The 24136-nt window shown below is 62.9% G+C and carries 25 protein-coding genes; 10 read left to right on the forward strand and 15 right to left on the reverse strand.

Annotated elements, in window-relative coordinates; genetic code table 11:
- Nucleotides 1-1414: alanine/glycine:cation symporter family protein (locus IE125_RS04055; RefSeq protein WP_189443318.1), on the reverse strand; the 1414-nt coding region annotated here is incomplete at its 3' end.
- Nucleotides 1415-1577: 163 nt separating this feature from the next.
- Here IE125_RS04055 and IE125_RS04060 point away from each other — a divergent pair.
- Entirely contained in the window at nt 1578-1982 is a 405-nt protein-coding gene (locus IE125_RS04060) for a DUF423 domain-containing protein (RefSeq protein WP_189443319.1), read from the forward strand.
- Between the two features lie 3 nt (nt 1983-1985).
- Here IE125_RS04060 and IE125_RS04065 read toward each other — a convergent pair whose 3' ends face one another.
- Together IE125_RS04065 and IE125_RS04070 are read right to left on the reverse strand one after the other, a co-directional pair.
- Nucleotides 1986-2402 (reverse strand): PaaI family thioesterase, encoded by a 417-nt coding sequence (locus IE125_RS04065; RefSeq protein WP_189443320.1) that lies wholly within the window; start codon nt 2400-2402, stop codon nt 1986-1988.
- Between the two features lie 482 nt (nt 2403-2884).
- The gene (locus IE125_RS04070; protein ID WP_189443321.1) at nt 2885-5053 is read right to left on the reverse strand and encodes a malate synthase G; all 2169 of its coding nucleotides are present in this window, start codon (nt 5051-5053) and stop codon (nt 2885-2887) included.
- A gap of 279 nt (nt 5054-5332) precedes the next feature.
- Here IE125_RS04070 and IE125_RS04075 point away from each other — a divergent pair, with 279 nt between their 5' ends.
- The 3 genes from IE125_RS04075 (at nt 5333) to IE125_RS04085 (ending at nt 8073) form a co-directional block, all read left to right on the forward strand.
- Complete coding sequence (locus tag IE125_RS04075) at nt 5333-6325, forward strand: alpha/beta fold hydrolase (protein ID WP_189443322.1); 993 nt, start codon at nt 5333-5335, stop codon at nt 6323-6325.
- Nucleotides 6322-6843, forward strand: coding sequence for a hypothetical protein (locus IE125_RS04080; RefSeq protein WP_189443323.1), 522 nt, complete (start codon nt 6322-6324; stop codon nt 6841-6843). Before IE125_RS04075 ends, IE125_RS04080 begins: the two co-directional genes overlap by 4 nt.
- 126 nt (nt 6844-6969) lie before the next feature.
- Nucleotides 6970-8073 carry an aminotransferase class I/II-fold pyridoxal phosphate-dependent enzyme gene (locus tag IE125_RS04085; protein WP_189443324.1) on the forward strand — a complete coding sequence of 368 codons (1104 nt, stop codon included), beginning with the start codon at nt 6970-6972 and terminating at the stop codon, nt 8071-8073.
- Between the two features lie 397 nt (nt 8074-8470).
- Here IE125_RS04085 and IE125_RS04090 read toward each other — a convergent pair whose 3' ends face one another.
- Both IE125_RS04090 and IE125_RS04095 read right to left on the reverse strand, forming a co-directional pair.
- A complete protein-coding gene (locus IE125_RS04090) occupies nt 8471-9988 on the reverse strand; it encodes a YifB family Mg chelatase-like AAA ATPase (protein ID WP_189443325.1) in 1518 nt (505 codons plus the stop codon).
- Between the two features lie 202 nt (nt 9989-10190).
- Complete coding sequence (locus tag IE125_RS04095; protein WP_189443326.1) at nt 10191-10526, reverse strand: accessory factor UbiK family protein; 336 nt, start codon at nt 10524-10526, stop codon at nt 10191-10193.
- A 249-nt stretch (nt 10527-10775) separates the two neighbouring features.
- Here IE125_RS04095 and IE125_RS04100 point away from each other — a divergent pair, with 249 nt between their 5' ends.
- The 3 genes from IE125_RS04100 (at nt 10776) to glnK (ending at nt 12901) form a co-directional block, all read left to right on the forward strand.
- Nucleotides 10776-11114, forward strand: a complete 339-nt coding sequence (locus IE125_RS04100; RefSeq protein WP_189443327.1) for a P-II family nitrogen regulator — start codon at nt 10776-10778, stop codon at nt 11112-11114.
- Between the two features lie 25 nt (nt 11115-11139).
- A complete protein-coding gene (amtB, locus tag IE125_RS04105) occupies nt 11140-12390 on the forward strand; it encodes an ammonium transporter AmtB (RefSeq protein ID WP_189443328.1) in 1251 nt (416 codons plus the stop codon).
- A gap of 172 nt (nt 12391-12562) precedes the next feature.
- On the forward strand, nt 12563-12901 hold the full coding sequence (gene glnK, locus IE125_RS04110; protein ID WP_189443329.1) for a P-II family nitrogen regulator: 339 nt from the start codon (nt 12563-12565) through the stop codon (nt 12899-12901).
- A gap of 144 nt (nt 12902-13045) precedes the next feature.
- On the opposite strand, the gene IE125_RS04115 is transcribed toward glnK, so the two are convergent.
- Nucleotides 13046-13822 carry a ferredoxin--NADP reductase gene (locus tag IE125_RS04115; protein WP_189443330.1) on the reverse strand — a complete coding sequence of 259 codons (777 nt, stop codon included), beginning with the start codon at nt 13820-13822 and terminating at the stop codon, nt 13046-13048.
- 197 nt (nt 13823-14019) lie between these two features.
- Between IE125_RS04115 and IE125_RS04120 the strand changes: the two genes are divergently transcribed.
- The gene (locus IE125_RS04120; RefSeq protein ID WP_189443331.1) at nt 14020-14946 is read left to right on the forward strand and encodes a LysR family transcriptional regulator; all 927 of its coding nucleotides are present in this window, start codon (nt 14020-14022) and stop codon (nt 14944-14946) included.
- A gap of 36 nt (nt 14947-14982) precedes the next feature.
- Here the strand turns inward: IE125_RS04120 and IE125_RS04125 are convergent, their stop codons facing one another.
- The 9 genes from IE125_RS04125 to hemE form a co-directional block, all read right to left on the reverse strand.
- A complete protein-coding gene (locus tag IE125_RS04125; RefSeq protein ID WP_189443332.1) occupies nt 14983-15408 on the reverse strand; it encodes a host attachment protein in 426 nt (141 codons plus the stop codon).
- A 161-nt stretch (nt 15409-15569) separates the two neighbouring features.
- Nucleotides 15570-15965 (reverse strand): RidA family protein, encoded by a 396-nt coding sequence (locus IE125_RS04130; RefSeq protein WP_229808918.1) that lies wholly within the window; start codon nt 15963-15965, stop codon nt 15570-15572.
- Complete coding sequence (locus IE125_RS04135; RefSeq protein ID WP_189443794.1) at nt 15965-16693, reverse strand: amino acid ABC transporter ATP-binding protein; 729 nt, start codon at nt 16691-16693, stop codon at nt 15965-15967. Before IE125_RS04135 ends, IE125_RS04130 begins: the two co-directional genes overlap by 1 nt.
- A gap of 115 nt (nt 16694-16808) precedes the next feature.
- Complete coding sequence (locus IE125_RS04140) at nt 16809-17924, reverse strand: amino acid ABC transporter permease (RefSeq protein WP_189443333.1); 1116 nt, start codon at nt 17922-17924, stop codon at nt 16809-16811.
- A gap of 1 nt (nt 17925) precedes the next feature.
- Nucleotides 17926-19116, reverse strand: a complete 1191-nt coding sequence (locus IE125_RS04145; RefSeq protein ID WP_189443334.1) for an amino acid ABC transporter permease — start codon at nt 19114-19116, stop codon at nt 17926-17928.
- 84 nt (nt 19117-19200) lie between these two features.
- Nucleotides 19201-20229, reverse strand: coding sequence for an amino acid ABC transporter substrate-binding protein (locus tag IE125_RS04150; protein WP_189443335.1), 1029 nt, complete (start codon nt 20227-20229; stop codon nt 19201-19203).
- Nucleotides 20230-20488: 259 nt separating this feature from the next.
- Nucleotides 20489-20851, reverse strand: a complete 363-nt coding sequence (locus IE125_RS04155; RefSeq protein WP_189443336.1) for a VanZ family protein — start codon at nt 20849-20851, stop codon at nt 20489-20491.
- 26 nt (nt 20852-20877) lie between these two features.
- Nucleotides 20878-21366, reverse strand: a complete 489-nt coding sequence (locus IE125_RS04160) for a thiol-disulfide oxidoreductase DCC family protein (RefSeq protein ID WP_189443337.1) — start codon at nt 21364-21366, stop codon at nt 20878-20880.
- A gap of 4 nt (nt 21367-21370) precedes the next feature.
- Nucleotides 21371-22459 (reverse strand): uroporphyrinogen decarboxylase, encoded by a 1089-nt coding sequence (gene hemE, locus IE125_RS04165; protein ID WP_189443338.1) that lies wholly within the window; start codon nt 22457-22459, stop codon nt 21371-21373.
- A 124-nt stretch (nt 22460-22583) separates the two neighbouring features.
- On the opposite strand from hemE, the gene ribA reads away from it, so the two are divergent.
- Together ribA and trhA are read left to right on the forward strand one after the other, a co-directional pair.
- Nucleotides 22584-23219: a GTP cyclohydrolase II gene (gene ribA, locus IE125_RS04170; protein ID WP_189443339.1), complete on the forward strand. Its 636-nt coding sequence runs from the start codon at nt 22584-22586 to the stop codon at nt 23217-23219.
- Between the two features lie 135 nt (nt 23220-23354).
- Entirely contained in the window at nt 23355-24056 is a 702-nt protein-coding gene (trhA, locus tag IE125_RS04175; RefSeq protein ID WP_189443340.1) for a PAQR family membrane homeostasis protein TrhA, read from the forward strand.
- Nucleotides 24057-24136 lie beyond the last annotated feature (80 nt).

A 24136-nucleotide genomic window follows, 5' to 3' on the forward strand; every position in this document is an offset into this window, starting at 1 on the left:
CCTGCGGGTCGAAGGTCGGCTCGCGAACGCCCGCCTTGCGCTGGCGCTCGTAGTCGTTGAGCACGCGAATCGCGATCGGGCAGAGCAGCAGGATGGCGATCAGGTTGGTCGTCGCCATCAGGCCCATGGCGAGATCGGCGAAGTCCCACACGAACTGCAGCTGCGCCACGGAACCTATCATCACCATTGCCAGCACCGCCAGACGCAGCACCGAGACCGCGCTCTTGGCATGTCGCTTGAACAGGTACTCGATATTGATCTGCGAGTAGGAGAAGTTGGCGATGATCGACGTGAAAGCGAACAGGAAGATCGCGATGGCGATGAATATCTCGCCGAAACTGCCGAGATGGTCGACCATCGCGTCCTGCGTCAGCTGGATACCGACGATATCCTTGCCCGGCGAGGTGGCCATCAGTTGCTCGTAGACGCCGGACAAGAGAATCACGACGGCGGTGCAGCTGCAGATCACCAGCGTGTCGATAAAGACGCCGAACGACTGCACCAAGCCCTGCGCTGCCGGGTGTTTCACATCGGCCTGGGCGGCCGCATTCGGCGCGGACCCCATACCCGCCTCATTGGAGAACAGGCCGCGTTTGATGCCGTTCTCCATCGCGATCTTGATGGTGTAGCCCACAGTACCGCCCACCGCCGGGCTGTAACCGAAGGCACTCTTGACGATCAGCGCCAGCATGGCCGGCACCTCGCCGATGTTGGCCAGCAGCACCCAGAGGGCGACGAGAAAGTAACCGATCGCCATGACCGGCACGATCTTCTCGGCGGTGCGCGCGACGGACTTGAGCCCGCCGTAGATGACCAGCGCGGTGATGATCACCAGCACGATGCCGGTTACCCAGTTGGGAAGCGAGAACGCCTGTGACATCCCCTGGGCAATGGTGTTGGACTGTGCGCCGTTGAACGCCAAACCGTAGGCGATCAGCAGGAAGATCGCGAACAGAGCGCTCATCCAGCGCTGACCCAGCGCCCGTTCGATGTAATAGGCCGGGCCGCCGCGGAAGACCCCGTCCTCGTTGCGCTTCTTGTAAGTCTGCGCCAACGTCGACTCGATGAACGACGTCGCGAAACCGACCAGCGCCGTCATCCACATCCAGAAGATCGCGCCAGGCCCACCGACCCACAGCGCGATCGCCACGCCCGCCAGGTTGCCGGTTCCGACACGCGCCGCCAGCGAGGTGGCGAAGGCCTGAAAGCCGCTGACGCCGTTACCCGACCCGCGGCTGGTGAAGGTCACTCTCGCCATGTGCCCGAAAAGGCGAAACTGCATGAAGCGGGTCAAGACGGTGAACAGAATGCCTGCACCCAGCAGCAGATAGAGCAGAATATAGGTCCATACGAAGTCGCTGACCGGAGTCATGACGGCGTAGACCGCATCGTGGAGGGTGTTGATGAATTCCATTTCGGAGATCCTTATGGAGAACGATGACGGCGCAGACGCTGGCGGGCGGCTGCCGAGGCGGTTTTTTACGCGCTAGACTGGCGGGCGTCAATTCACGGCACAGCGTCCGGGTCGCGAAGCGCACGCGCCTTGAACAGCATAGCCGCCCGACGGGAGTCGCAACATGCATCGAAAGTGGGCTTGGCAACAACGGTGGGCCTGGGTTCTGGTCGCTCTGAGTGGCTTCGGCGTGGTCGTGGCTGGCGCCTTCGGCGCACACGCCTTGAGTGGCTCGCTCTCGTCGCGCTATCTCGCCGTCTTCGAGACCGGCGTGCGCTACCAGATGTGGCATACGCTCGCCGCGCTGGCCGTACTCGTCTGGCAAAGCCACCGTCCGCTACGCGGTCAGTCACTGGCGGTAACGCTCTGGCTCGTCGGCATCGTCGCCTTCAGCGGCTCGCTCTACCTGCTGACATTGAGCGGTCTGAAACCGGTCGGCATCGTCACGCCCTTCGGCGGGCTGCTGCTGATGGCGGGCTGGCTGGCGCTGGCGTGGAGTGCATGGCGTCAGCGGCCGGTAGCGGGCTGAGAATCAATCGTCACGGTCCGGCAGCACGTAGGTCGCGGTCACCAGCGCCACGGGCTCGTTATCGCCGGTGGAGAAAAGCTGCACTTCACCCACCGCTAGCCGGCGACCCAGCTTGACGATGCGCGCGTTGGCGATGAGATCACGGTCGCCTCGAGCGCGGCGCAGAAAGTGGCAGTTGATACTGCTCGTCACCGCCATCGTCTCGGGCCCGATCTGGGCCAGAATCGCGACATAGAGGCTGATATCGGCGAGATTCAACATTGAAGGGCCGGAAACACTGGCGCCCGGACGCAGGTGCTCGTCTTCCACCGCCAGGCTCATCGTCGCTCGCATGTGGTCCACCGCCTCGATGGTGCCCTGGCGATGCGGAAAGACGTCGTCGAGGAAGTCTTCAATCTCGGCGGCAGTCATGACGGTCATCGGATTCTCCCTGGGCAGCGATTGTCGAGACACGCACGGCTGCGATCAAGATAGCGTAAGCGACGGGAGAGGCCCAGCGTATGGGCTTCCACTCACAAGCACTCGGTGCTCAGGAAAAGAGCTCTAGGAAGCTACTGACGTCGGCGCACCAAAATATAATGAGGCCATCTGTATCCATACCACTCGATAGAGCGTACGGTGATCACATTCTCAAGGATTGAGGATTCGCAAGGATGGCAGTCGGGACGACTGCAGCCAGGGACATACGGAGCGCGATGACCGTAGGAGTTCAGCACTTCAGGCTTAGTTGACCAAGAGGGAGACCCGGCGTGCACGCCTGGCTCTCTTTTTTTATATCCGCTCGCCGCGATTCAGCGGAATCGACCCCTCGCCGGCTTGAAAAACGCCACGCCTTGAGAATAACGGCGTGTCTGTATCGAGCCGAACCGGGCAGCACGTCCGTACCGCCCGGCCCCTTACGCTCAATTCGCGCCTTTTTCCACCGCGCGCCAGCGATGCAGTAAGGGTTCGGTATAACCGGACGGCTGTTCGCGCCCCTTGAAGATGAGATCGGAAGCTGCCTGGAACGCGGTCGAATTCTCGAAGTGAGCGCTCATCGCGGTATAGTCAGGGTCACTCGCATTCTGCTCGTCGACCACCTTGGCCATGCGCGCGAGCGTCTCGCGCACCTGCGCTTCGCTGACGATCCCATGATGCAGCCAGTTGGCGATGTGCTGGCTCGAGATACGCAGCGTCGCACGGTCTTCCATCAGCCCGACATCGTGGATATCCGGCACCTTCGAACAGCCCACGCCATGCTCCACCCAGCGCACCACGTAACCGAGGATGCCCTGACAGTTATTGTCGAGCTCCTGCTGGATCTCGTCGGCACTCCAGGCCGCCTTGGGATCGACGGGGACGGTCAGCAGTTCATCGAGCAGATCGCTCTCGCCCTGCTGCTCCAGCTCGCGCTGAACGGCGTTCACATCGATCTGGTGGTAGTGCAACGCATGGAGGACGGCGGCCGTCGGTGAGGGCACCCAGGCGGTGTTGGCGCCCGCCTTGGGATGGCCCACCTTCTGCTCCAGCATCGCCGCCATCAGATCCGGCATCGCCCACATGCCCTTGCCGATCTGCGCCCGACCGCGCAGCCCGCAGGCGAGACCGGCCTGGACGTTGTTGCGCTCATAGGCGCCGATCCAGGCACTGCCTTTCATGTCGCCCTTGCGCAGCATGGGGCCGGCGTTCATCGCCGTGTGCATCTCGTCACCGGTGCGATCCAGAAAGCCGGTATTGATGAAGGCGACGCGAGAAGCGGCGGCCGCGATGCAGGCCTTCAGATTGACCGAGGTGCGGCGCTCCTCGTCCATGATGCCCATCTTGAGGGTGTCCTCGGGCAGTCCCAGCATCTGCTCGACGCATTCGAACAACGCGCTGGCAAACGCCACTTCCGCTGGCCCGTGCATCTTGGGCTTGACGATGTAGATCGAGCCGGTACGCGAATTGCCACTGTCTCGCGCCAGATCGTGCATCGCGATCAGCGAGGTGACCACGGCATCGAGCATGCCTTCGGGGATCTCGTTGCCGTCACCGTCGAGAATCGCCGGCGTGGTCATCAAATGGCCGACATTGCGCACGAACATCAGCGAGCGCCCCGGCAGACGCAGCGACTCGCCGTCCGGCAGCGTGTACTCGCGGTCGGCATTGAGCCGTCTGGTGACCGTCTTGCCACCCTTCTCGAAGCGCTCCTCGAGATCCCCTTTCATCAGCCCCAGCCAGTTGCGATAGACCCGCGTCTTGTCCTCGGCGTCGACCGCGGCGACCGAGTCCTCGCAGTCCATGATCGTGGTGACGGCGGCCTCGAGGAGCAGATCCTTGACGTGAGCCGGGTCAGTCTTGCCGATGGGATGCTCGGCGTCGACCTGAATCTCCAGATGCAGGCCATGATTGACCAGCAGCACGGCCTCGGGCGCGCTCGCTTCACCGCGGTAGCCGACGAACTGGCCCGGGTTCCGGAGACCGGTCTCGCGCCCACCTTCGAGCTTGACGGTCAGATGCGCGTCGCGCACCAGATAGCCCACCGCATCGCGGTGCGAGCCGATCGCCAGCGGCGCGGCGAGATCGAGCACGTTACGCGCGTAGGCGATCACCTTCTCGCCGCGCTTGGGGTTGTAGCCATTGCCCTTCTCGGCGCCGTCGGTCTCGCTGATCACATCGGTACCGTAGAGCGCGTCATAGAGACTCCCCCAGCGAGCATTGGCGGCGTTGAGCGCGTAGCGGGCGTTGTTGACCGGCACGACCAGCTGCGGCCCCGCCTGCCGTGCAATCTCGGCATCGACGTTGGCCGTGCTTGCCTCTACGCTGGCTGGCGCCTCGACCAGATAGCCGATCTCGGAGAGAAATCGGCGATAGGCGGCCATGTCCTCGATCGCGCCCGGATGCTCGCGATGCCATTCATCGAGCTGACGCTGAAAGCGGTCGCGCACGGCGATCAGGTCGCGATTGCGCGGTGCCAGATCATGGATCAGCGCATCGAGACCTTGCCAGAAAGCAGCGGCATCGACACCACTGCCAGGTAGCGCCTCATCGTTGATGAAACGCTCGAGCTCGTCGGCCACCTGCAGACGGTGATGCTGGGTGCGTGCGTTCATGACTGTCTCCCGTGTAAGCTCGTTTCGAGCGTGCAATGTCTGCGCCCACTGTCGTGTCTACCACGCAGGCTATTTCTCGTTTATGGAAATATTTTCCATATTTTAGCCAGTCAGGTCCACGGTACCGCATTCGACCTTGGTTTAGCCGATCCCGATTCGCGCGACGGGCACCCTTTCCGCATCCGCACCGGATCACTCGAGATGTCGCTTCGTCGGCGACCCGCATCATGGCCTTGTCACGGCGCGGCGAGTAGCATGAGTGGATCAGGAGATTGACGCATGCTCGACTTTTCGCCACTGAAGGCACTCGGCCCCGTTCAGCGCATCGAGGCTCCCCTCCGCTCGGCACTGGCCGACTATCTCGACCATTACCGCTTGAGCACTCTGCTCGCGACGAACGAGCCGCCGACGCTGCACGCCGGTTTCCTGCGCGCGGTCGATGCCGATGGCAAGGGCTTCGACCTCTGGACTCAGGTCTGGGCACCGCCGGCCCCGCGCGGTACCGTCTTCGTGGTTCACGGCTATTTCGATCATCTCGGCCTCTACGGTCATCTTCTGGAGCGACTGCTGCATCTCGGCTGGCAGGTCGTGATGTGGGACCTGCCTGGCCACGGCCTCTCGAGCGGCGCACGCGCCACCATCGATGACTTCACCGACTACGTGACCTGTTTCAACGCCATCGAGCAGCAGATGGCGGCGAGCGAGCTGGCTCCGGGCCCCTGGATCGCGGTCGGGCAGAGCACCGGGGCCTCGATCGTGGCGACGGACGCGCTCGAACGGGGCAGCCAGGCCCCCTGGCAGGCGCTGGTGCTGCTGGCGCCGCTGGTTCGCCCCTGGGGCTGGAATCAATCGCGCTGGCTACACCGTATCGCCAGCCCGTTCGTCGATACCATTCCCCGAAAGTATCGCGCCAACACCACCGATATCGAATTCGCCGACTTCCTGCGCCTGCACGACCCGCTGCAGGACGACCGCCTGGCGCTGACCTGGGTGACCGCGATGCGCCGCTGGATGCCGACCCTGCTCAAACGCCCGCCAAGCCAACTGCCGGTGCTCATTCTGCAGGGCGAACAGGATTTGACCGTCGACTGGAGTTGGAACCTCAAGGCACTCAAACGCAAGTTTCCGCGCGCTCACATCGTGCGGCATTCGCAGGCACGTCACCACCTGGTCAACGAGGCCGACGAGATCCGCCATGAGCTGTTCGCGGCGCTCGAAGACTTTCTCGTCGCACTGGATCTCGCGGTGCCCGACGTCAAACGGACCTCATGAAAGCCTGGCTCGGGCGCCTTCTGGTTGCGCTGAATGTCGCGCTGATGCTCAGCGGCTGTGCCGGATTCGGCGCCTCGCCGCCGAGCGAGCGCCAGGCGCTGCGCGGCCTGGCAGACAACGCCGCTCGAGGATTGCTGAACGAACCGCCATGGCCGGCGTCCTCGACCGCCGACGTGACGATTTTGATGCAGCCAGCTGAAGTCGATGGCCATCTTCCGGTCCCTCCGGATGCGCTCAACGAGGCGCTCGGTCGCGCGCTGTTGAGCCACGCCGATGCGCCGCACGTGCTCGATTGGGTGCCTGACGCAATGCACGGCGACGACGGTAATCAATGGCTGCTGCAGGCAACGTTGAGTGCCGATGCGCCGCCGCTGCGGCTGAGCGATCGTGTGCTTCAGCCCTATCGTCTAAGCTTCGATCTCTCGCAGCCGGGCAAGGTCCAGTCGCACTGGCAGTGGCACGCCAACGGCGCCGTCGATCTCGATGCGCTACCGTTCGACGCCACCGAAGCCGATTGATGCTCGACGCAAGGTGCTCAAACCCGCTGCGTGATCCGCGATGCTGCTTGAATGACCGTTCTCTGCCTGACGGCCCACGGTTTTTGTTTAACGACGTATTTTGTCCAACGACGTATCGAGAGTCCCATGCCACGTTTTGCTCGCCACCTCACCGAACAGGATGGCCCGAACAATCCCTTCCCCGGCCTGCAGGCGCTGGAGCGCCGGCTGGGCCACACGCTACCGCACCGCATCGGGTCCAACGAAGGGCTCGACATGCCGCACCAGGCACTGGCGGCTCGCTTCGGCCCTGCGCTGGCCGAGCTGGCTCGCACCTACGGCGACGCCGAAGCGTGGCAGCTGCGCTCGATGCTCTCCGAGGCACTGGACGTACCGATGGACTCGCTTCTGGTGGACGCCGGCGCCGATAGCCTGATGGCGCTGACGCTGCGCGCGCTTTGCGATGATGGCAGCACGGTCATTACCAGCGCCGGCACCTATCCCACCTGGAGCTACTTCGTGCGCGGGCAGGGGTGCCGCCAGGTCGAGGTCGACTATGCCAGTGACGAAGGCTATCTCGCGCCGGACCTGCAAGCGCTGGCCGACGCCGCCAGACGCGAGAAGGCCCGCGTCCTCTATCTCGCCAATCCCGACAATCCCGCCGGCCATCTGCATACCGATGCTGACGTGCTCGCGCTGCGCGAGGCCTTGCCGGAGGCGTGCACGCTCGTGCTGGACGAGGCGTATCACGACTTTCGCGAAGACGCCTGGCAGCCGGAGGCCAATCGCGTCTGGCCCGGCGTCATTCGCCTACGTACCTTTTCCAAGGCCCACGGACTGGCCGGCCTGAGGGTCGGCTACGCCATCGCCACGCCGGACACGCTGGCGATGTTGATGAAAGTAAGGATTCACTACGCGGTATCGTCCCTCGCGCTGGCTGCCGCCGAGACCGTTCTAGCGCATCCCGACGAAACGCGGGCGCATGTCGACGACGTGATCGCCCGCCGCCGCGCATTGAGCGAGTGGTTGCGTGAACGCGGCGCCGAGGTGTTACCCAGCACCACCAACTTCGTCAGTCTGCGTCTCGGCGATGCCGAGCGCGCCGCCGCCGTTCATCGCACGCTGCTCGACGAAGGCACGCTGATTCATCGCCCCGCGCACCCCGCCCTGGGCGATCTACTGCGTATCAGCGCGCTGGAGGACTCGCTCGTACCGGGCCGTCTCGACAGCCTCGCAGCGGCGCTGCGGTGAACGCTATCAAGCCGCCGGCACACTGATATCGAGGTGAAATCCCGGGCGATCAACGGCTTCACTCGCGATGCTCACTCCAACACCAGAGGCGGCAATCACACATCATTGTCGGAGCGAGCTTTGCTCGCGAAAGTGAATTCTCAAGCCGCTGAGGAACTCCAAAACCTTCGTGAGCGGAGCTCACTCCAACATCGGCCTGGGCGGGCGAATCGGATCCGGCGGCTTCGCTCGCGACGCTCACTCCAACACCGGATGCGGCAATCGCACATTATTGTCGGAGCGAGCTTTGCTCGCGAAAGTGAATTCTCAAGCCACGGAGGAATTTCAAAACCTTCGTGAGCGGAGCTCACTCCAACATCGGTCTGGGCGAGCGAAAAAGAATGCGGTTTGCGAGCACTCAGAGCCGAGAAGGGTCGTTGGCGTTCAGCATGCGATCGAGCTGACGGTAGCCAACGGCTTCCATCAGCTGTGCCTTGCCGACCCGCGGTTCTGCGGCAAGGTCGGCCAGCGTCAGCGCAACACGCAAGAGGCGATGATAGGCGCGCGCCGACAGATTGAGGCGGTCGAGAACGCCGGCAAACCACTCGCGGGCCTGCGGCGAGAGTGCGCAGGCCGCTTCCAGCTGCGGTCCCGGCAGGTGGGCGTTGAGCCAGCCACGCGCGCGCTGGCGTTCGCGTGCGGCCAGGACTCGCGCCCTGACATCGGCGGAAGACTCACCCGGGGTCTGATCGGTCAACTGAGTCGCTGGCAGTGCGGGAACTTCTACCTGCAGATCGATGCGATCCAGCAATGGGCCGGAGAGCCTCGATTGATAGCGCTGGATCTGACTCGGACTACAGTGGCAGCGCTGACGTGGATCGCCCAGGTGCCCGCATGGACACGGATTCATCGCGGCGACGAGCTGAAAGCGGGCAGGAAACCGGCGCTGATGATTGGCGCGCGAGATCAGAATCTGCGCGGATTCCAGTGGCTCGCGCAGCACCTCGAGCACGTGGCGATCGAACTCCGGCAGTTCGTCGAGAAACAGTACGCCGTGGTGGGCCAGAGAGATCTCGCCCGGGCGGGGTTTGGAGCCGCCACCGACCAGTGCCACACTGCTGGAGGTATGGTGCGGGTTGCGAAACGGCCGCTGTGCCCAGCGCTCCATGATCGACAGCCCGCAAACCGAGCGCACCGCCGCCACGTCCAATGACTCCTCTCGCGTGAGCGGCGGCAGGATGCCGGCCAGCCAACTGGCGAGCATGGTCTTTCCGGTTCCCGGCGGGCCGGCGAACAGCAGATTGTGGCCACCGGCGGCAGCGACTTCCAGCGCGCGTCTGGCCTGATGCTGCCCCTTGACGTCCGCCATGTCGGGTGCGGACATCCGGGCCCGCGGAGGCGCGCCAATCTGGTGCGCCGGTAGCCGCTCGCGACCCAGTAGATGGCTGACGACATCCAGAATGTGCCCCGCCGCGAACACCTCGCCTTCGGCCAGCGCGGCCTCGTCGGCATTCTCCATCGGCACGATCAGACTGCGCCCGGCGCGCCTGGCCGACAGCGCGGTCGGCAGTACGCCGGTGACCGGCCGTAGCGAGCCGTCCAGAGCGAGCTCTCCGACGACTTCCAGCCGCTCGGCCGCTTCTACCGGTACCTGACCCGACGCCATCAGTATGCCCAGCGCGATCGGCAGGTCGAACCGGCCACCCTCCTTGGGCAGATCAGCCGGCGCCAGGTTGAGCGTGATGCGGCGAGAGGGGAACTCGAAGCCGGCATTGAGCAGCGCGCTGCGCACGCGCTCGCGGCTCTCCTTGACGGCGGCTTCCGGCAGGCCGACCAAGGTCAGGCCCGGCAAGCCATTGCTCAGGTGGACCTCGATCAGCACCTCGGGCGCTTCGAGGCCGAGGCTGGCGCGGGCGTGCACGATGGCAAGCGTCATGGTGTCTCCGGATTCTTCGGGCGGCGCACTTCACATGAAGCGGCGCGCGTCGAAAGGTAATCGGCAGACGGCGCCACGTTCGCGTGACCGCCTGCGAAATATCCCTCACCGAAGAACCGGAAAATCGGCGATGCCACTGGAGTCTACAGCTCTCCTTCAACGAGGGGCCTTTCTCCAGATATCGCCGGCGGGCGGCAAAGCTTTAGGGTTTCTCTCCATGAGCGCTGCCATCGACGTCGTCCTCCATCGGCGCGGTATCGTCGTCCTGCCCCGCCCGGGGCTGCACGGCCTGGGCGGTGTGCAGCGTGTTTTCCAGCGCCGCGACCTGCTCCTCCAGCGCTTCCACTCGCTCACGCGTGCGCGTCAGCACATCCATCATGATGTCGAAATCTTCGCGGGAGACGATCTCCATGCGCTCCATGGCGCCGCGCAGTACGCCTTGCACGTTGCGCTGGATATCACCCGGCGCTTGCGATGCGCCCTGCAACCTGTCGCTCAACTGCTTGGCCAGACGCTCGAACCGATCCTGTGCCGACATGACGATGACTCCTTGATTCTGGGTTCCCCTCAGCATACGCAAAGAGAGGCCGACGCGCTTGCGCACAAAAAGTGCATGAGCGTTTGAGCTATGATCGATATTGGTGCATATAACGGTTCTCACATTCCGCAAGCAATCATTGCCGACGCGTAAAACTCCTGTAAGCCACTGAAATATAGCAATTCAACGGGGTGTGGCATGCGTTCTGCCTGTAACCCGAAGGCGCAAGCCGACTACGGGAGATAAGGGATGAAACTCATCACCGCCATAATTAAACCCTTCAAGCTCGACGATGTGCGAGAAGCGCTCGCTGATAACGGCGTGCAGGGCATCACCGTCACAGAAGTGAAAGGGTTTGGTCGTCAGAAAGGCCACACTGAGCTCTACCGCGGCGCGGAATACGTGGTCGATTTCCTGCCGAAGGTGAAGGTGGAAATCGCTGTCGATGATGACCGCGTCGAAGGCGTTCTCGATTCGATCCGCAACGCAGCTAACAGCGGCAAGATCGGGGACGGCAAGCTGTTCGTCACGCCACTCGAAGATGTCATCCGGATCCGAACCGGGGAACGCGGGGCCGACGCCGTTTGACGGCGCGGAACGAGGAGACAAAAGAATGAATGATCAAGTAGTGCAATTATCTTATGCGCTCGACACCTTCTACTTTCTGGTGACGGGTGCGCTGGTCATGTGGATGGCAGCCGGTTTTGCCATGCTCGAGGCCGGTCTGGTGCGCGCCAAGAACACCACCGAGATTTTGACCAAGAACGTCGTTCTCTACGCCATTGCCTGCACGATGTACCTGCTGGTCGGCTATCACATTATGTATTCGAGCGAGAGCGGTGGCTTCTTCCCGAGCTTCGGCTTCTTGATCGGCGCCGAGCACAGCGTCGACGACGTCATGAACAGCGGTGGCGATGTCTACTATTCCGCCCGTTCCGACTTCTTCTTCCAGGTCGTCTTCGTCGCCACCGCGATGTCCATCGTGTCCGGCGCCGTTGCCGAGCGCATGAAGCTCTGGGCCTTCATGATCTTCGCGGTCATCATGACCGGCTTCATCTACCCGATTCAGGGCTACTGGAAATGGGGCGGCGGTTTCCTCGACGCAGCCGGTTTCCAGGACTTTGCCGGGTCCGGCGTGGTTCACCTGTGTGGCGCGACAGCAGCGCTGGCCGGTGTTCTGCTGCTCGGCGCGCGCAAGGGCAAGTACGGCAAGAACGGCGCCATCTACGCTATCCCGGGTGCCAACCTGCCGCTGGCGACGCTGGGTACCTTCATCCTGTGGCTCGGCTGGTTCGGCTTCAACGGCGGTTCCGAACTGATGGTCTCCAACGTTGGTGAAGCCAACGCAGTGGCCCAGGTCTTCGTCAACACCAATGCGGCCGCTGCCGGCGGCGTCATCGCCGCGATCATCCTGGCCAAACTCTGGTTCCGCAAGGCGGACCTGACCATGGCGCTGAACGGCGCGCTGGCTGGCCTGGTTGCCATCACGGCAGAACCGCTGGCGCCGAGCGCGCTGGGTGCAACCCTGATCGGTGCCGTCGGTGGCCTGCTGGTGGTCATCGCCATCGTCTCGCTGGACAAGGCCAAGATCGATGACCCGGTCGGTGCCATCTCCGTCCACGGTGTCGTCGGTATCTGGGGCCTGATCGCCGTCCCGTTCTCCAACGGCGATGCGACCTTCGGTGCTCAGCTGCTGGGTATCGTCTCGATCTTCGTATGGACCCTCGTCGCCAGCCTGATCGTCTGGGGCATCATCAAGGCGGTCATGGGTCTGCGTGTCTCCGAAGAGGAAGAGTATGAAGGTGTCGATATCGCGGAATGCGGTATGGAGGCCTATCCTGAATTCAACGTCGGCAAGAAGTAAGCCGATGACCGAGTGAGCTGGCGTGCTCCCCTGGCCCCCTTCGGGGGGCCTTTTTTAATTCCCGTAAATGCCGGTGTATGCTTAGGCCAAGGGCCGATCGCCTACGGCGGCCTCCAGGGAAACAGGACAAGGGCGCACAGCCATCCGTCTAACGCACGCGAGGAGAACTTCAATGAAACTGGTTACTGCCATCATCAAACCGTTCAAACTGGACGACGTGCGTGAATCATTGTCGGAGATCGGCGTCCAGGGCGTGACCGTGACCGAGGTCAAGGGTTTTGGCCGTCAGAAAGGGCACACCGAGCTGTATCGCGGCGCTGAGTACGTCGTCGACTTCCTGCCGAAGATCAAGCTCGAAGTCGCGGTCGATGACAGCATGAGCGATCAGGTCATCGACGCGATCACCAAGGTGGCCAACACGGGCAAGATCGGCGACGGCAAGATCTTCGTTTCGCCGCTCGAGCAGGTCGTGCGTATCCGTACCGGCGAGACCGGAAAGGACGCGGTTTAAAGCTGCGAGCTGCGAGCTGCGAGCTGCGAGCTGCGAGCTGCGACAATCAGGATTTGGCTCCGAAAAGACAAGAGGCCAGCGATCGTCATCGCTGGCCTCTTTTTTTCTGCCTCGAAGCCCGTAGCTCGCGACTCGTGGCTGGGGTTACTTCTCGACAAAGGCTCGCTCGATCACATAATCCCCCGGCTCACCCATCCGCGGAGAGATCGCGAAGCCCAGTTCATCGAGCAGCTCGCTGGTCTCGTCGAGCATCGCGGGGCTACCGCAGATCATGGCGCGATCCTGCTTCGGGTCGAGCGGGGGCAGACCGGTATCCGCAAACAGCTTGCCACTGCGGATATGATCGGTGAGACGCCCGGTGGTGTGAAACTCTTCACGGGTCACGGTCGGGTAGTAGACGAGCTTTTCGCTGATCTCCTCACCCAGATACTCATGCGCCGGCAGCTCCTTGGAGATGAAATCGGCGTAGGCGAGCTCGCTGACGGTACGCACGCCGTGGATCAGCACGACCTTCTCGAAGCGCTCGTAGACTTCCGGATCCTGAATCAGGCTCATGAACGGCGCCAGACCGGTGCCGGTCGACAGCATGTAGAGATTGCGCCCTGGCAGCAGGTCATCGCAGACCAGCGTACCGGTCGGTTTGCGGCTGACCATGATCTGATCACCGACCTTGAGATGCTGCAGACGAGAGGTGAGCGGGCCGTCCGGCACCTTGATACTGAAGAACTCGAGATGATCTTCGTAGTTGGGACTGGCGACGGAGTAGGCGCGAACCAGGGGCTTCCCTTCCACTTCCAGGCCGATCATCACGAACTGGCCATTCTTGAAACGCAGGCTGCGCTCGCGCGTGGTGCGAAAACTGAACAGCGTGTCGTTCCAGTGGTGAACGCTGAGAACCTCTTCCAGGGCGAACTTGCTCATGATGACTCCTGACCTGACGAGTGGAATACGCTGAAGCACCGTCGTAATAGCAAAATCGCATAAATCGCCGATGCTGTAGATGAAGAGACTATAAGAAACGGGAAACGTTCTGTTAAGTGGGTTATTTGGATAACCTATATCCATAAAATAGATATACAGACTATCCCCCCGCTTTTGCGGCCTCACCGGAGAGATCGATGCGTTACACGCTTCGCCAGCTGGAGGTCTTCGTGGCTATCGCGCAGCATCAAAGCGTATCACGCGCGGCCAGAACGCTGGCTCTATCGCAGTCTGCCACCAGCACCGCGCTGGCCGAGCTGGAGCGCCAGTTCGACTGCCAGTTGCTCGATCGCGTGGGCAAGCGCCTGAAGCTCAACGCGCTGGGCTTTCAGCTGCTGCCGAAGGCCGTGGCATTGCTTGATCGCGGTGAAGAGATCGAGGAGCTGCTGCAGGGTCAGCACGGCATTGGCTCACTCGAAGTCGGGGCGACGCTGACCATCGGCAACTATCTCGCGACGCTGCTGATCAGCGATTTCATGCAGCGCTACCCCGAGAGTCGCGTGCGATTGCAGGTCCGCAATACGGCGTCGATCGTCGAGCGCATTGCGCTTCACGAGCTGGATCTGGGGCTGATCGAGGGCGACTGCCAGCATGACGATATCGTGATGCAGCCGTGGATCGACGATGACCTGACGGTGTTCTGTTCGCCGCGTCATCCGCTCGCCGCCGAGGGCGTGGCCGATGTCGACCGGCTGCTGCGAGAGGCGTGGATCATGCGCGAAGTCGGCTCCGGCACACGGCGTACACTGGAGCATGCCATGCGACATCGCCGCGGCCGCTTCAATATTCTGCTCGAGCTGGAGCATACGGAGGGTATCAAGCGGGCGGTGGAATCGGGCCTTGGCATCGGCTGCGTCTCGAGACTGGCGCTGAGGGATGCCTTCCGCCGCGGTAGTCTCGTCCCGATCGCGACGCCAGCGCTGGACCTGACGCGCAGCTTCGCCTTTATCTGGCATCGTCAGAAATATCTCACCACGGCGATGCGCGAGTTCCTTCGCCTATGCCGCGAGATGACGGCTGGGGTCGAGCGCAGCGACGGGATCGACCTGCCGAGCATCCCGTGAACAGCGCGCTCGGCAGCCCGAAAATCAGCGGCGGCGCTAGTGCTTCCAACCGAGCTTTGCCGCAATCTCGTCTTCGCTTGCCTTGGAAAGATCCTTGTCGACTGTCTTCGTCACCAGCGCCTGTGTCGGTTTATCCAGCTTGTCACGCAGCTGGCCGAGAAAGTGCGGCGCCGCGATCAGGATGAACTCGTCAGCCTTGCCTTGCGTGCGCGCCTCGCGAAGATAGCCAGCCACTTCCTTGGCGAAGAACATCTCCTGCTTGTCGGACGTCGCGTCCTCGTTGCCGGTCTGACGCTGACTCGCGCCAGCGCTGGCTTCACCCTTGCCACCGGTGCGCAGATCGCCGGTATGAGCACGGCCCTCGGCGTGCGTCAGAGTCTCGACCTCCTTCAGCACGTTGGCCTGGCGCGCGAAGATGCGTGCACGAGCGGCATCGGCGGCCACTATGTAGATCTTGTCCATGATGACTCTCCTGTTCCGTGGATCGCGATCTAAGCGTGGTCGAGATTGCGCTGCCGCTCAAGGTTCCGGCTTACGGTCATGGAGACCGGCCGCGTTTTCCCCGGGCCTCAACGACAGCGCCCCGCAAGAGCGGGGCGCTGAAAAGGCGATCGTGAGCGGGCTCAGTCGTCGGTCGGCGGAATCCACGCGATCATGTCGACCTCGACATCCGCGCCGCCGGCAAGCCCAGTGACGCCGATACAGGTGCGCGTCGGCAGCGGATTCTCGAAGTAGCTGGCATAGACGCCGTTGACCTCGTCGAAATGCCCCATGTTAGTGATGAAGACACGACTCTGGACGACGTGCTCGAAAGCGCTGCCCACCGCTTCGAGCACGATGGCCAGATTCTGCATCACCCGATGGGTCTGCTCGGTGAACGTGCCGAGCAGCATCTCGTTGGTCTCCGGCACCGTTGGCATCTGCCCGGTAATGAACACCAAATCTCCCACGCGGCAGGCGTGGGAGAACGGTGCGATCGGCTGCGGCGCGCCGTTGACGAAGCGCTTCTCAATACCCATCAGTGCCCCAGAATCTGGCTGAGGAACAGCTGAGTCCGCTCCGAGCGCGGATTGTTGAAGAACTCGTTCGGCGGTGCTTCCTCGATGATCTGCCCCTGATCCATGAAGATGACGCGGTCGGCGACCGTCTTGGCAAAGCCCATCTCGTGGGTCACGCAGAGCATGGTCATGCCTTCGTGCGCGAGCTCGATCATGACGTCCAGCACTTCCTTGATCATCTCCGGGTCGAGCGCCGAAGTCGGCTCGTCGAACAGCATCACCTCGGGGCGCATGCAGAGGGCGCGAGCGATCGCGACACGCTGCTGCTGACCACCGGAGAGCTGCCCCGGGTACTTCTTCGCCTGGTTGGCGATCTGCACGCGCTCCAGATACTCCATGGCGGTCTTCTCGGCCTGCGCGCGCGACTTCTTTTGCACCCAGATCTGCGACAGGCAGCAGTTCTCCAACACCGTCAGATGCGGGAACAGGTTGAAGTGCTGGAAGACCATGCCGACGTTGCGGCGAATCTGCTCGATCCGCTTGACGTCGTTGTTCATGGGGATGCCGTTGACCGTGATCGATCCCTGCTGATGCTCTTCCAGGTGATTGATGCAGCGAATCATCGTCGACTTGCCCGAACCGGACGGTCCGCAGATGACGATTCGCTCACCCTTGGTGACGGTCAGGTTGATATCGCGCAGTACGTGGAAGTCGCCGTACCACTTGTTGAGATGGTCGATCTGGACCATCGGTGTGTCGTTGCCTGCGGTTGGCCGGCTGGCGGTTGCTTCGCTCATGGCAGTGATTTCCTGAAGACGATCCTGTGATGCCGCACCCTGCCCCGCGTCGCCGCGGGGTGGAGGCTCAGCGTTTATGTCCGGTATTGAGTCGGCGTTCGATGTACTGGCTGTAGCGCGACATGCTGAAACAGAAGACCCAGTAGATCAGCGCCGCGAAGACATAGCCTTCCGTCGAGAACCCGAGCCAGTTGGTATCGGTCAGACCCGCACGGATGATCGCCAGCATGTCGAGCAGGCCGATGATCAGCACCAGTGAGGTGTCCTTGAACAGCGAGATGAAGGTGTTGACGATACCCGGGATGACCAACTTCAGGGCCTGCGGCAGGATGATAAGCCCCATGCGCTGCCAGTAGGTGAGCCCCAGTGCCTGGCCGGCCTCGTTCTGGCCCTTGCTGATCGCCTGCAGGCCACTGCGAATGACCTCCGCCATGTAGGCGCTCCAGAACAGCATGATCCCGACCAGCGCTCGCAGCAGCTTGTCGAATTCGATGTTGCCGGGCACGAACAGCGGCAGCATGACCGAGGCCATGAACAGCACCGTGATCAGCGGAACACCGCGCCAGAACTCGATGAACAGCACGCAGATGCCCTTGACGAACGGCATCTTCGAGCGTCGACCGAGCGCCAGGATGATCCCGATCGGCAGCGAACCGACGATACCGACGACCGCGATGGTCAGCGTCAGCATCAGGCCGCCCCAGGCACGCGTCGGCACGTGCTCGAGCCCGAACACGCCGCCGAGCAGCAGAATCCACGAGAGGATCGGGAAGCCGACCAGCGCGAACAGCGCGACCCACTTCTTCTGCGGCAGGCGAGGAATCGCCAGCCAGGCGATCAGAATCGCCAGCAGCGCGAACACGATATCGACACGCCAGCGTGCCGCTTCGGGATAGAAGCCGTAGATGATCGACTCGAAGCGCGAGGCGATGAAGACCCAGCAGGCGCCGTCGCCGGTGCAGGCTTCCCGGCTGGAACCCAGGAAGTTGGCGTCGAATACCGCCCACCCCAGGGCCAGCCAGGCGATCTTGGCGACCGCGAGAATCACGAGCACCGAGATCACGCTATTGACCGGGCCGCTGAAGAGATTGGCACGCAGCCACCCGATGACACCACGACTCTGATTGGGTGCCTCGCGCGCCTCGATCATTTCGGTACGAAACGTTGCGTTGTTCGTGGTCATCTCAACGCTCCTTCAGCAGCGTGCGCGCGTTGTAGAGATTCATCAGGAACGACACCGTCAGGCTGATGACCAGATAGACCGCCATGGTCATGGCGATGATCTCGATCGCCTGCCCGGTCTGATTCAAGGTCGTGCCTGCGAACACCGCCACCAGATCTGGATAGCCGATCGCCGTTGCGAGCGAGGAGTTCTTGATCAGGTTCAGGTACTGGCTGGTCATCTGCGGCACGATCACACGCATAGCCTGCGGAATGACGATCTTGCGCAGCGTGATGGCGCCGGGGACGCTCAGCGAGCGAGCCGCCTCGGTCTGGCCGTGAGGCACCGAAAGAATCCCCGAACGCACGATCTCGGCGATGAAGGCCCCGGTGTAGATGGACAGCGCCAGCCACAGTGCCACCAGTTCCGGCAGGATGTTGATACCGCCGCGGAAGTTGAAGCCGGTCAGTTCCGGCATCGACCACTCGAGCGGCGCACCGGTCGCGAAGAAGACGATCAGCGGCAGACCGATGATGATCGCAAGCCCGATCCAGTAGACAGGCAGCGCTTTACCCGTCGCCATCTGGCGGCGTTTGGCAAAGACAGCGAAGAGCACCGTGGCGATGATCGCGACCAGCAGTGCCCAGGGCGTCGCCGCAAATCCGTCGAGCGGCTGCGGATCGGGCATCACCAGGCCGCGAACGTTGACGAAAAAGGCGTCGAACAGCGACAGACTCTGTCGCGGCGACGGCAGCGCCCGCAGCACGGCGAAGTACCAGAACAGGATCTGGACCAGCAGCGGGATATTACGAAAGATCTCGACATAGACCGTTGCCAGGCGCGCCAGCAGCCAGTTCGGCGACAGTCGTGCGATGCCGACCACGAAGCCGATGATGGTCGCGGCGATGATGCCGAGGATGGAGACCAGAAGCGTATTCAGCAGACCGATGACGAACGTTCGGCCATAGGTACTGCTGTTGGTGTACTCGATCAGCGTTTGCGAGATCGAGAAGCCGGCGCGCTGGTCCATGAAGCCGAAGCCGGTATGGATACCACGCGCATCGAGGTTCAGCAGCGTGTTGTGAACCAGAAAGCCGATGAATCCAGCCAGCGCCACGAACAGAACGATCTGCACGAACAGCGCGCGTACGGCCGGATTACGCCACAGGGGACCGTGCCCCCGTCGCGGGAGGGAAGTCGATGGACGAAGCATGAGTCTCTTGTCTCTACTCGAGCGTTAAGAGGCACCGTGCCCCGGCGGAGCGCCAGGGCACGGTGTCGAGAGGACGACCTTCGCTCAGCGCACCGGCGGTGCGTACTGAATACCGCCGTTGGTCCACAGCGCATTCACGCCGCGCTCGAGGTCCAGCGGAGAGTCGGAGCCGACAGTCTTTTCGAAGACTTCGTCGTAGTTGCCTACCATTTTGACGATGTTGTAGGCCCAGTCGTTGCTGATACCCATCTGCTCACCGAAGTTACCGTCCTTACCCAGTAGACGAGCGACGTCCGGATTCGGCGGGTTGTCACGCATCTCGTCGACGTTGCCGCTATTGATGCCTAGCTCCTCGGCGTCGAGCATCGCGAACAGGCTCCACTTGACGATATTGAACCACTGATCGTCGCCCTGACGGACGACCGGACCCAGCGGCTCCTTGGAGATACGCTCGGGCAGAATCACGGCGCCGCTCGGATCGGCCAGCTGCAGACGCAGTGCCGCGAGCTGGGAAGAGTCGGAGGTCAGCACGTCGCAGCGACCGCTGTCGAACGCCTGAGCGGACTGGTCGGAGGTATCGAGGGAGACCTGCTGGAACTGCATGTCATTGGCGTGGAAGTAATCCGCCAGGTTGAGCTCGGTCGTGGTGCCGGACTGCACGCAGACCGCCGCGCCGTCGAGTTCCTTCGCGCTCTTGACGCCAAGATCCTTGCGCACCAGGAAGCCCTGACCATCGTAGAAGTTGACGCCAGTGAAGTTGAGACCCAGCGAGTTGTCGCGGGTCGCGGTCCAGGTCGTGTTGCGCGACAGCACGTCGATCTCACCGGACTGCAGCGCCGTGAAGCGCTCGACGGCGGTCAGTGGCGTGAACTTGACGGCATTCGGGTCGCCGAGGACGGCGGCGCTGACGGCGCGGCAGACCTCGACATCGATACCCTGCCAGGTGCCCTGATCGTCAGGCGCGGAGAAGCCGGCCAGACCGGTGCTGACGCCGCAGTTGAACGAGCCGGCGCTCTTGACATCGTCGAGCGTGGCGGCGTGGGCTTGAGAGACGGCGGTGATGGCCAGAAGCGCAGCCGGTAGAGCCATCAGGCCCTTGTTCTTATAGCGCATGGTGAAATCAACTCCCTCGCATTGTCATTTATGTGCACATCTGAGCGTGCACACATGACGTTAGCAAAGTTCGTTCCAATTTCGTGCAGCGGGCCGTAAAACTCTGTTTCAACGCTAGCCTACCGACCAGTGGCTTGGGCATCTGCCGCCCGGTGCATCGCCGCTTCCAGCCGCGAGCTCTCCAAATTGTGGCAGGATCGACCCGAGAAATCGCCAAGAGCACCAAAACGGTGCACTTACTGAACTGACCGCCAAGTAGTCATCGGTCAAACCAGCGTGCAACCCAGCGCCGGGACACTAGCCAGCTCGCCAGCGCGACCCCACAACCGGCCCCGAGCGCATTGGCGAGGATATCCTCCCAGTCCCCGCCGTCGCGTCCAGGTACCAGCAACTGCAGATACTCGATCGCAATGCTGACCGCCACCGCGGTCGCCCAGGCCAATGGCCAGCGTCGTCCGGAGAAACGCAGCCAGCCGGCGAGCCCGGCGTAGGCGGCAAAATGGTTGAACTTGTCCCAGGGCAGGTGCTGCGGCAGGTCGGCTGCCGGCGCCAGGCTACCCCAGGCGATGCCGGCGCCCCAGCAGCACGCTGCCATCAGGAATACTGTCTGCCATCGCGTCATCGGTCTCTCCTGGTAGCGCGCTCGCCTCAGCGGTCGGCGAACGCCTGGCTCAGCCCGAGCCGGCGACAGAGCGTCGCCGGAAGCCGGTCGAGCCAGCGTGGGTGGTCTTCGAGCCGGCCAGCCCCGAGAAACGCCAGGCGGCCGCGCCGATTGCCGACGAATCGATAGGCGCCGTCGCGCCAGGCGCGAGGAATCCAGCGCAAGCCGCCCAATAGCCGCCAGGGAAGACGCAAGCGTGTGGCGAGCCGCCAGAGGGCGCTGCTGTTGCAGGCGAGCTCGCCGTTGGCGATCAGCCAGATGCTGTCGCTGGTGGCAAAGTCGATGCCGAAGTGCGCGCCAAGCCGCTCCGAGAGCGGCCCACCGAGCGCGCTGATGCGCAGCCGGCTATCCGTGCGCTCCCGGTCGAGCAGCCACCATACCGAGCGCCGGCAGAACGGACAGCCAGCGTCGAACAGCAGCAGGCCGTCGCCGAATCCTTCGCCGACCGGTTCTCTGGCGCCGGATTCGTTGCTCATAGACTCACTGGTGATAGGCGGGACTGAGCTCATGCAGCGCGTCCAGAAACGCGGTGACGTGGTCAGGGTCGGTAAACTGACTGATCCCGTGGCCGAGATTGAAGACGTGACCTTCGCCGACGCCGAAGCTCTTCAGCAACCGTTCGACTTCCGCACGAATCTGCGCCGGCGGGGCGAACAGCACATTGGGGTCGAGGTTGCCCTGCAGCGCGACCTGATGACCGACGCGTCGACGCGCCTCGTGCAGCTCCGTGCTCCAATCGAGCCCGACGGCATCGCAGCCGCTCTCGGCGATCGACTCGAGCCACTGCCCACCGTTCTTGGTGAACAGGATCACGGGTACGCGCCGCCCCTCGTGCTCGCGGATCAGCCCGCCGACGATGCGCTGCATGTAGGCCAGCGAAAAGTCGCGATAGGCCGGTGTCGACAGCGCCCCGCCCCAGGTGTCGAAGATCTGCACGACCTGGGCGCCGGCACGAATCTGCGCGTTGAGGTAGTCGGTCACCGCGGTGGCGAGCACACCGAGCAGGGTGTGCAGCGCCTGCGGCTCGCCGTAGAGCATCGACTTGATATGACGAAAATCCTTGCTCGAGCCGCCCTCGACCATGTAGGTCGCCAGCGTCCAGGGGCTGCCCGAGAAGCCGATCAGCGGCACGCGGCCGTTCAGCTCGCGCCGGATCGTGCGCACCGCATTCATTACGTAATCGAGATCGCGCTCGGCATCCGGCGCGCTGACCGAGGCGACGTCCGCGGCCGTGCGCAGCGGTTTGCGGAACTTGGGCCCTTCACCGGTTTCGAAATAGAGCCCCAGCCCCATCGCATCGGGGATGGTGAGAATGTCGGAAAACAGGATCGCCGCATCGAGAGGATAGCGCTCGAGCGGCTGCAGGGTGACCTCGCAGGCCAGCTCGGCGTTGCGGCAAAGATCCATGAAACTACCCGCCTGCGCGCGGACCTCGCGGTACTCCGGCAGATAGCGACCGGCCTGACGCATCATCCAGACCGGCGTGCGATCGACCGGCTGGCGCGCCAGCGCCTTCAACAGACGATCGTTCTCCAGCGGCTGCGGCTGGCCATTCGAGTTTGCAGTCATGACAACCTTCGGCGGTCGAGATTTGCCCGCATTGTAACGGATCGACCGGCGGGCCTGTTATAATGCTGCCCCTTTAATTAACACCGCCTCTCGATTCACAGGGGCCACGCCTCTCGAGGTCATCGTGTCGATCCGCTTCATCGCCGCATCGCAACTGCCTACGCCCTGGGCAACCTTCATGCTGCATGGCTTCGAGGAAGCCGAGACCGGCAAGGAGCACGTCGTGCTGACGCTGGGTGACGTCACCACGCCCGAGCCGGTGCTGGCCCGCGTGCACTCGGAATGTCTGACCGGCGACGCGCTGTTCTCGATGCGCTGCGACTGCGGCTATCAGCTGCAGGAAGCGCTCAAGCGAATCGCCGACGAGGGCCGCGGCGCACTGCTCTATCTGCGCCAGGAAGGGCGCGGCATCGGCCTGCTCAACAAGATTCGCGCCTATGCCCTGCAGGACGAGGGGGCCGACACGGTCGAGGCCAACGAGCATCTCGGCTTTGGCGCCGACCAGCGCCGCTATGACATCTGCGTGCCGATGCTCGAGCATCTCGGTATCCAGTCGCTGCGCCTGATGACCAACAACCCGCGCAAGGTGGAAGCGCTATCGCGCGATGGCGTGCACATTCGCGAGCGACTGGCGATCACTACCGGACGCAACCCGTTCAACGAGCACTACCTCACCACCAAGGTAGGCAAGCTCGGTCACATGATGGCGCTCGACGACTTCACGCCGGCCAGCGACGTCGACATCGAACGCGACGCCTGATGTCGGCCACAGCCAGGCTCGTACGGCCATGATCCGCGAACGCTTTCGGCGTAGAGTGAACATTGCCGCAAGGCCCCAGTCTCAATGACACCGCTTTGAATCCTCCCGCCCAACTCGCCGAGGGATTTCGAGATCATGTCCGAGCCTCTTTGCGACGATGTCGCGCATCGTGAACCCGCATCGGCAATCGACGCCGAGTTTTCACGCCTGGAAGAGTGGTTGCACAGCATCAGTCACGGTATCGGCGCCGCCCTGAGTCTCGCCGGAATGGTGGTTCTGATCGTGCTCGCCAGCATCGCCGCGCATGTCGATCCCTGGAAGATCGTCAGCGTCTCGCTCTACGGCAGCTCCCTGCTGGTTCTCTACACGGCCTCGACGCTCTATCACGGCTTTCGCAGCCGCCGCCTCAAACGGCTTTTCCAGGCGTTCGATCACTGCGCCATCTACCTGCTGATCGCTGGCACCTACACCCCCTTCCTGCTGGTCAATCTGCGCGGCCCCACCGGCTGGACGCTCTTCGGCATCGTCTGGAGTCTCGCGCTCGGCGGCATCATTCTGCGTCTCGCCTGGCCCCACCGCTTCGGCCTGCTGCGTGTCATCGTCTATCTCGTCATGGGCTGGCTGATTCTGATCGCTTCGCAGGACATGGCCGATCACCTGCCGGACATCGGCATCGGACTGCTCGTCGCCGGCGGCATCACCTACACGCTCGGCGTGATCTTCTACGCCATTCGCGCGATACCGTTTCACCACGCCATCTGGCACCTGTTCGTGATAGGCGGCAGCGTCTGCCACTTCTTCGCCATCTACACCGCCGTGCTGCCGTTCAAGGCGTGAGGCACAGCCATCGCGCCAGCCCGCCACCGAATGACACGCGACTTGCACGTATCAGCCGCTATCATGGGAGATTCGATCCT

This window comes from Salinicola rhizosphaerae (assembly GCF_014652715.1).
Taxonomy (GTDB): Bacteria; Pseudomonadota; Gammaproteobacteria; order Pseudomonadales; family Halomonadaceae; genus Salinicola; species Salinicola rhizosphaerae.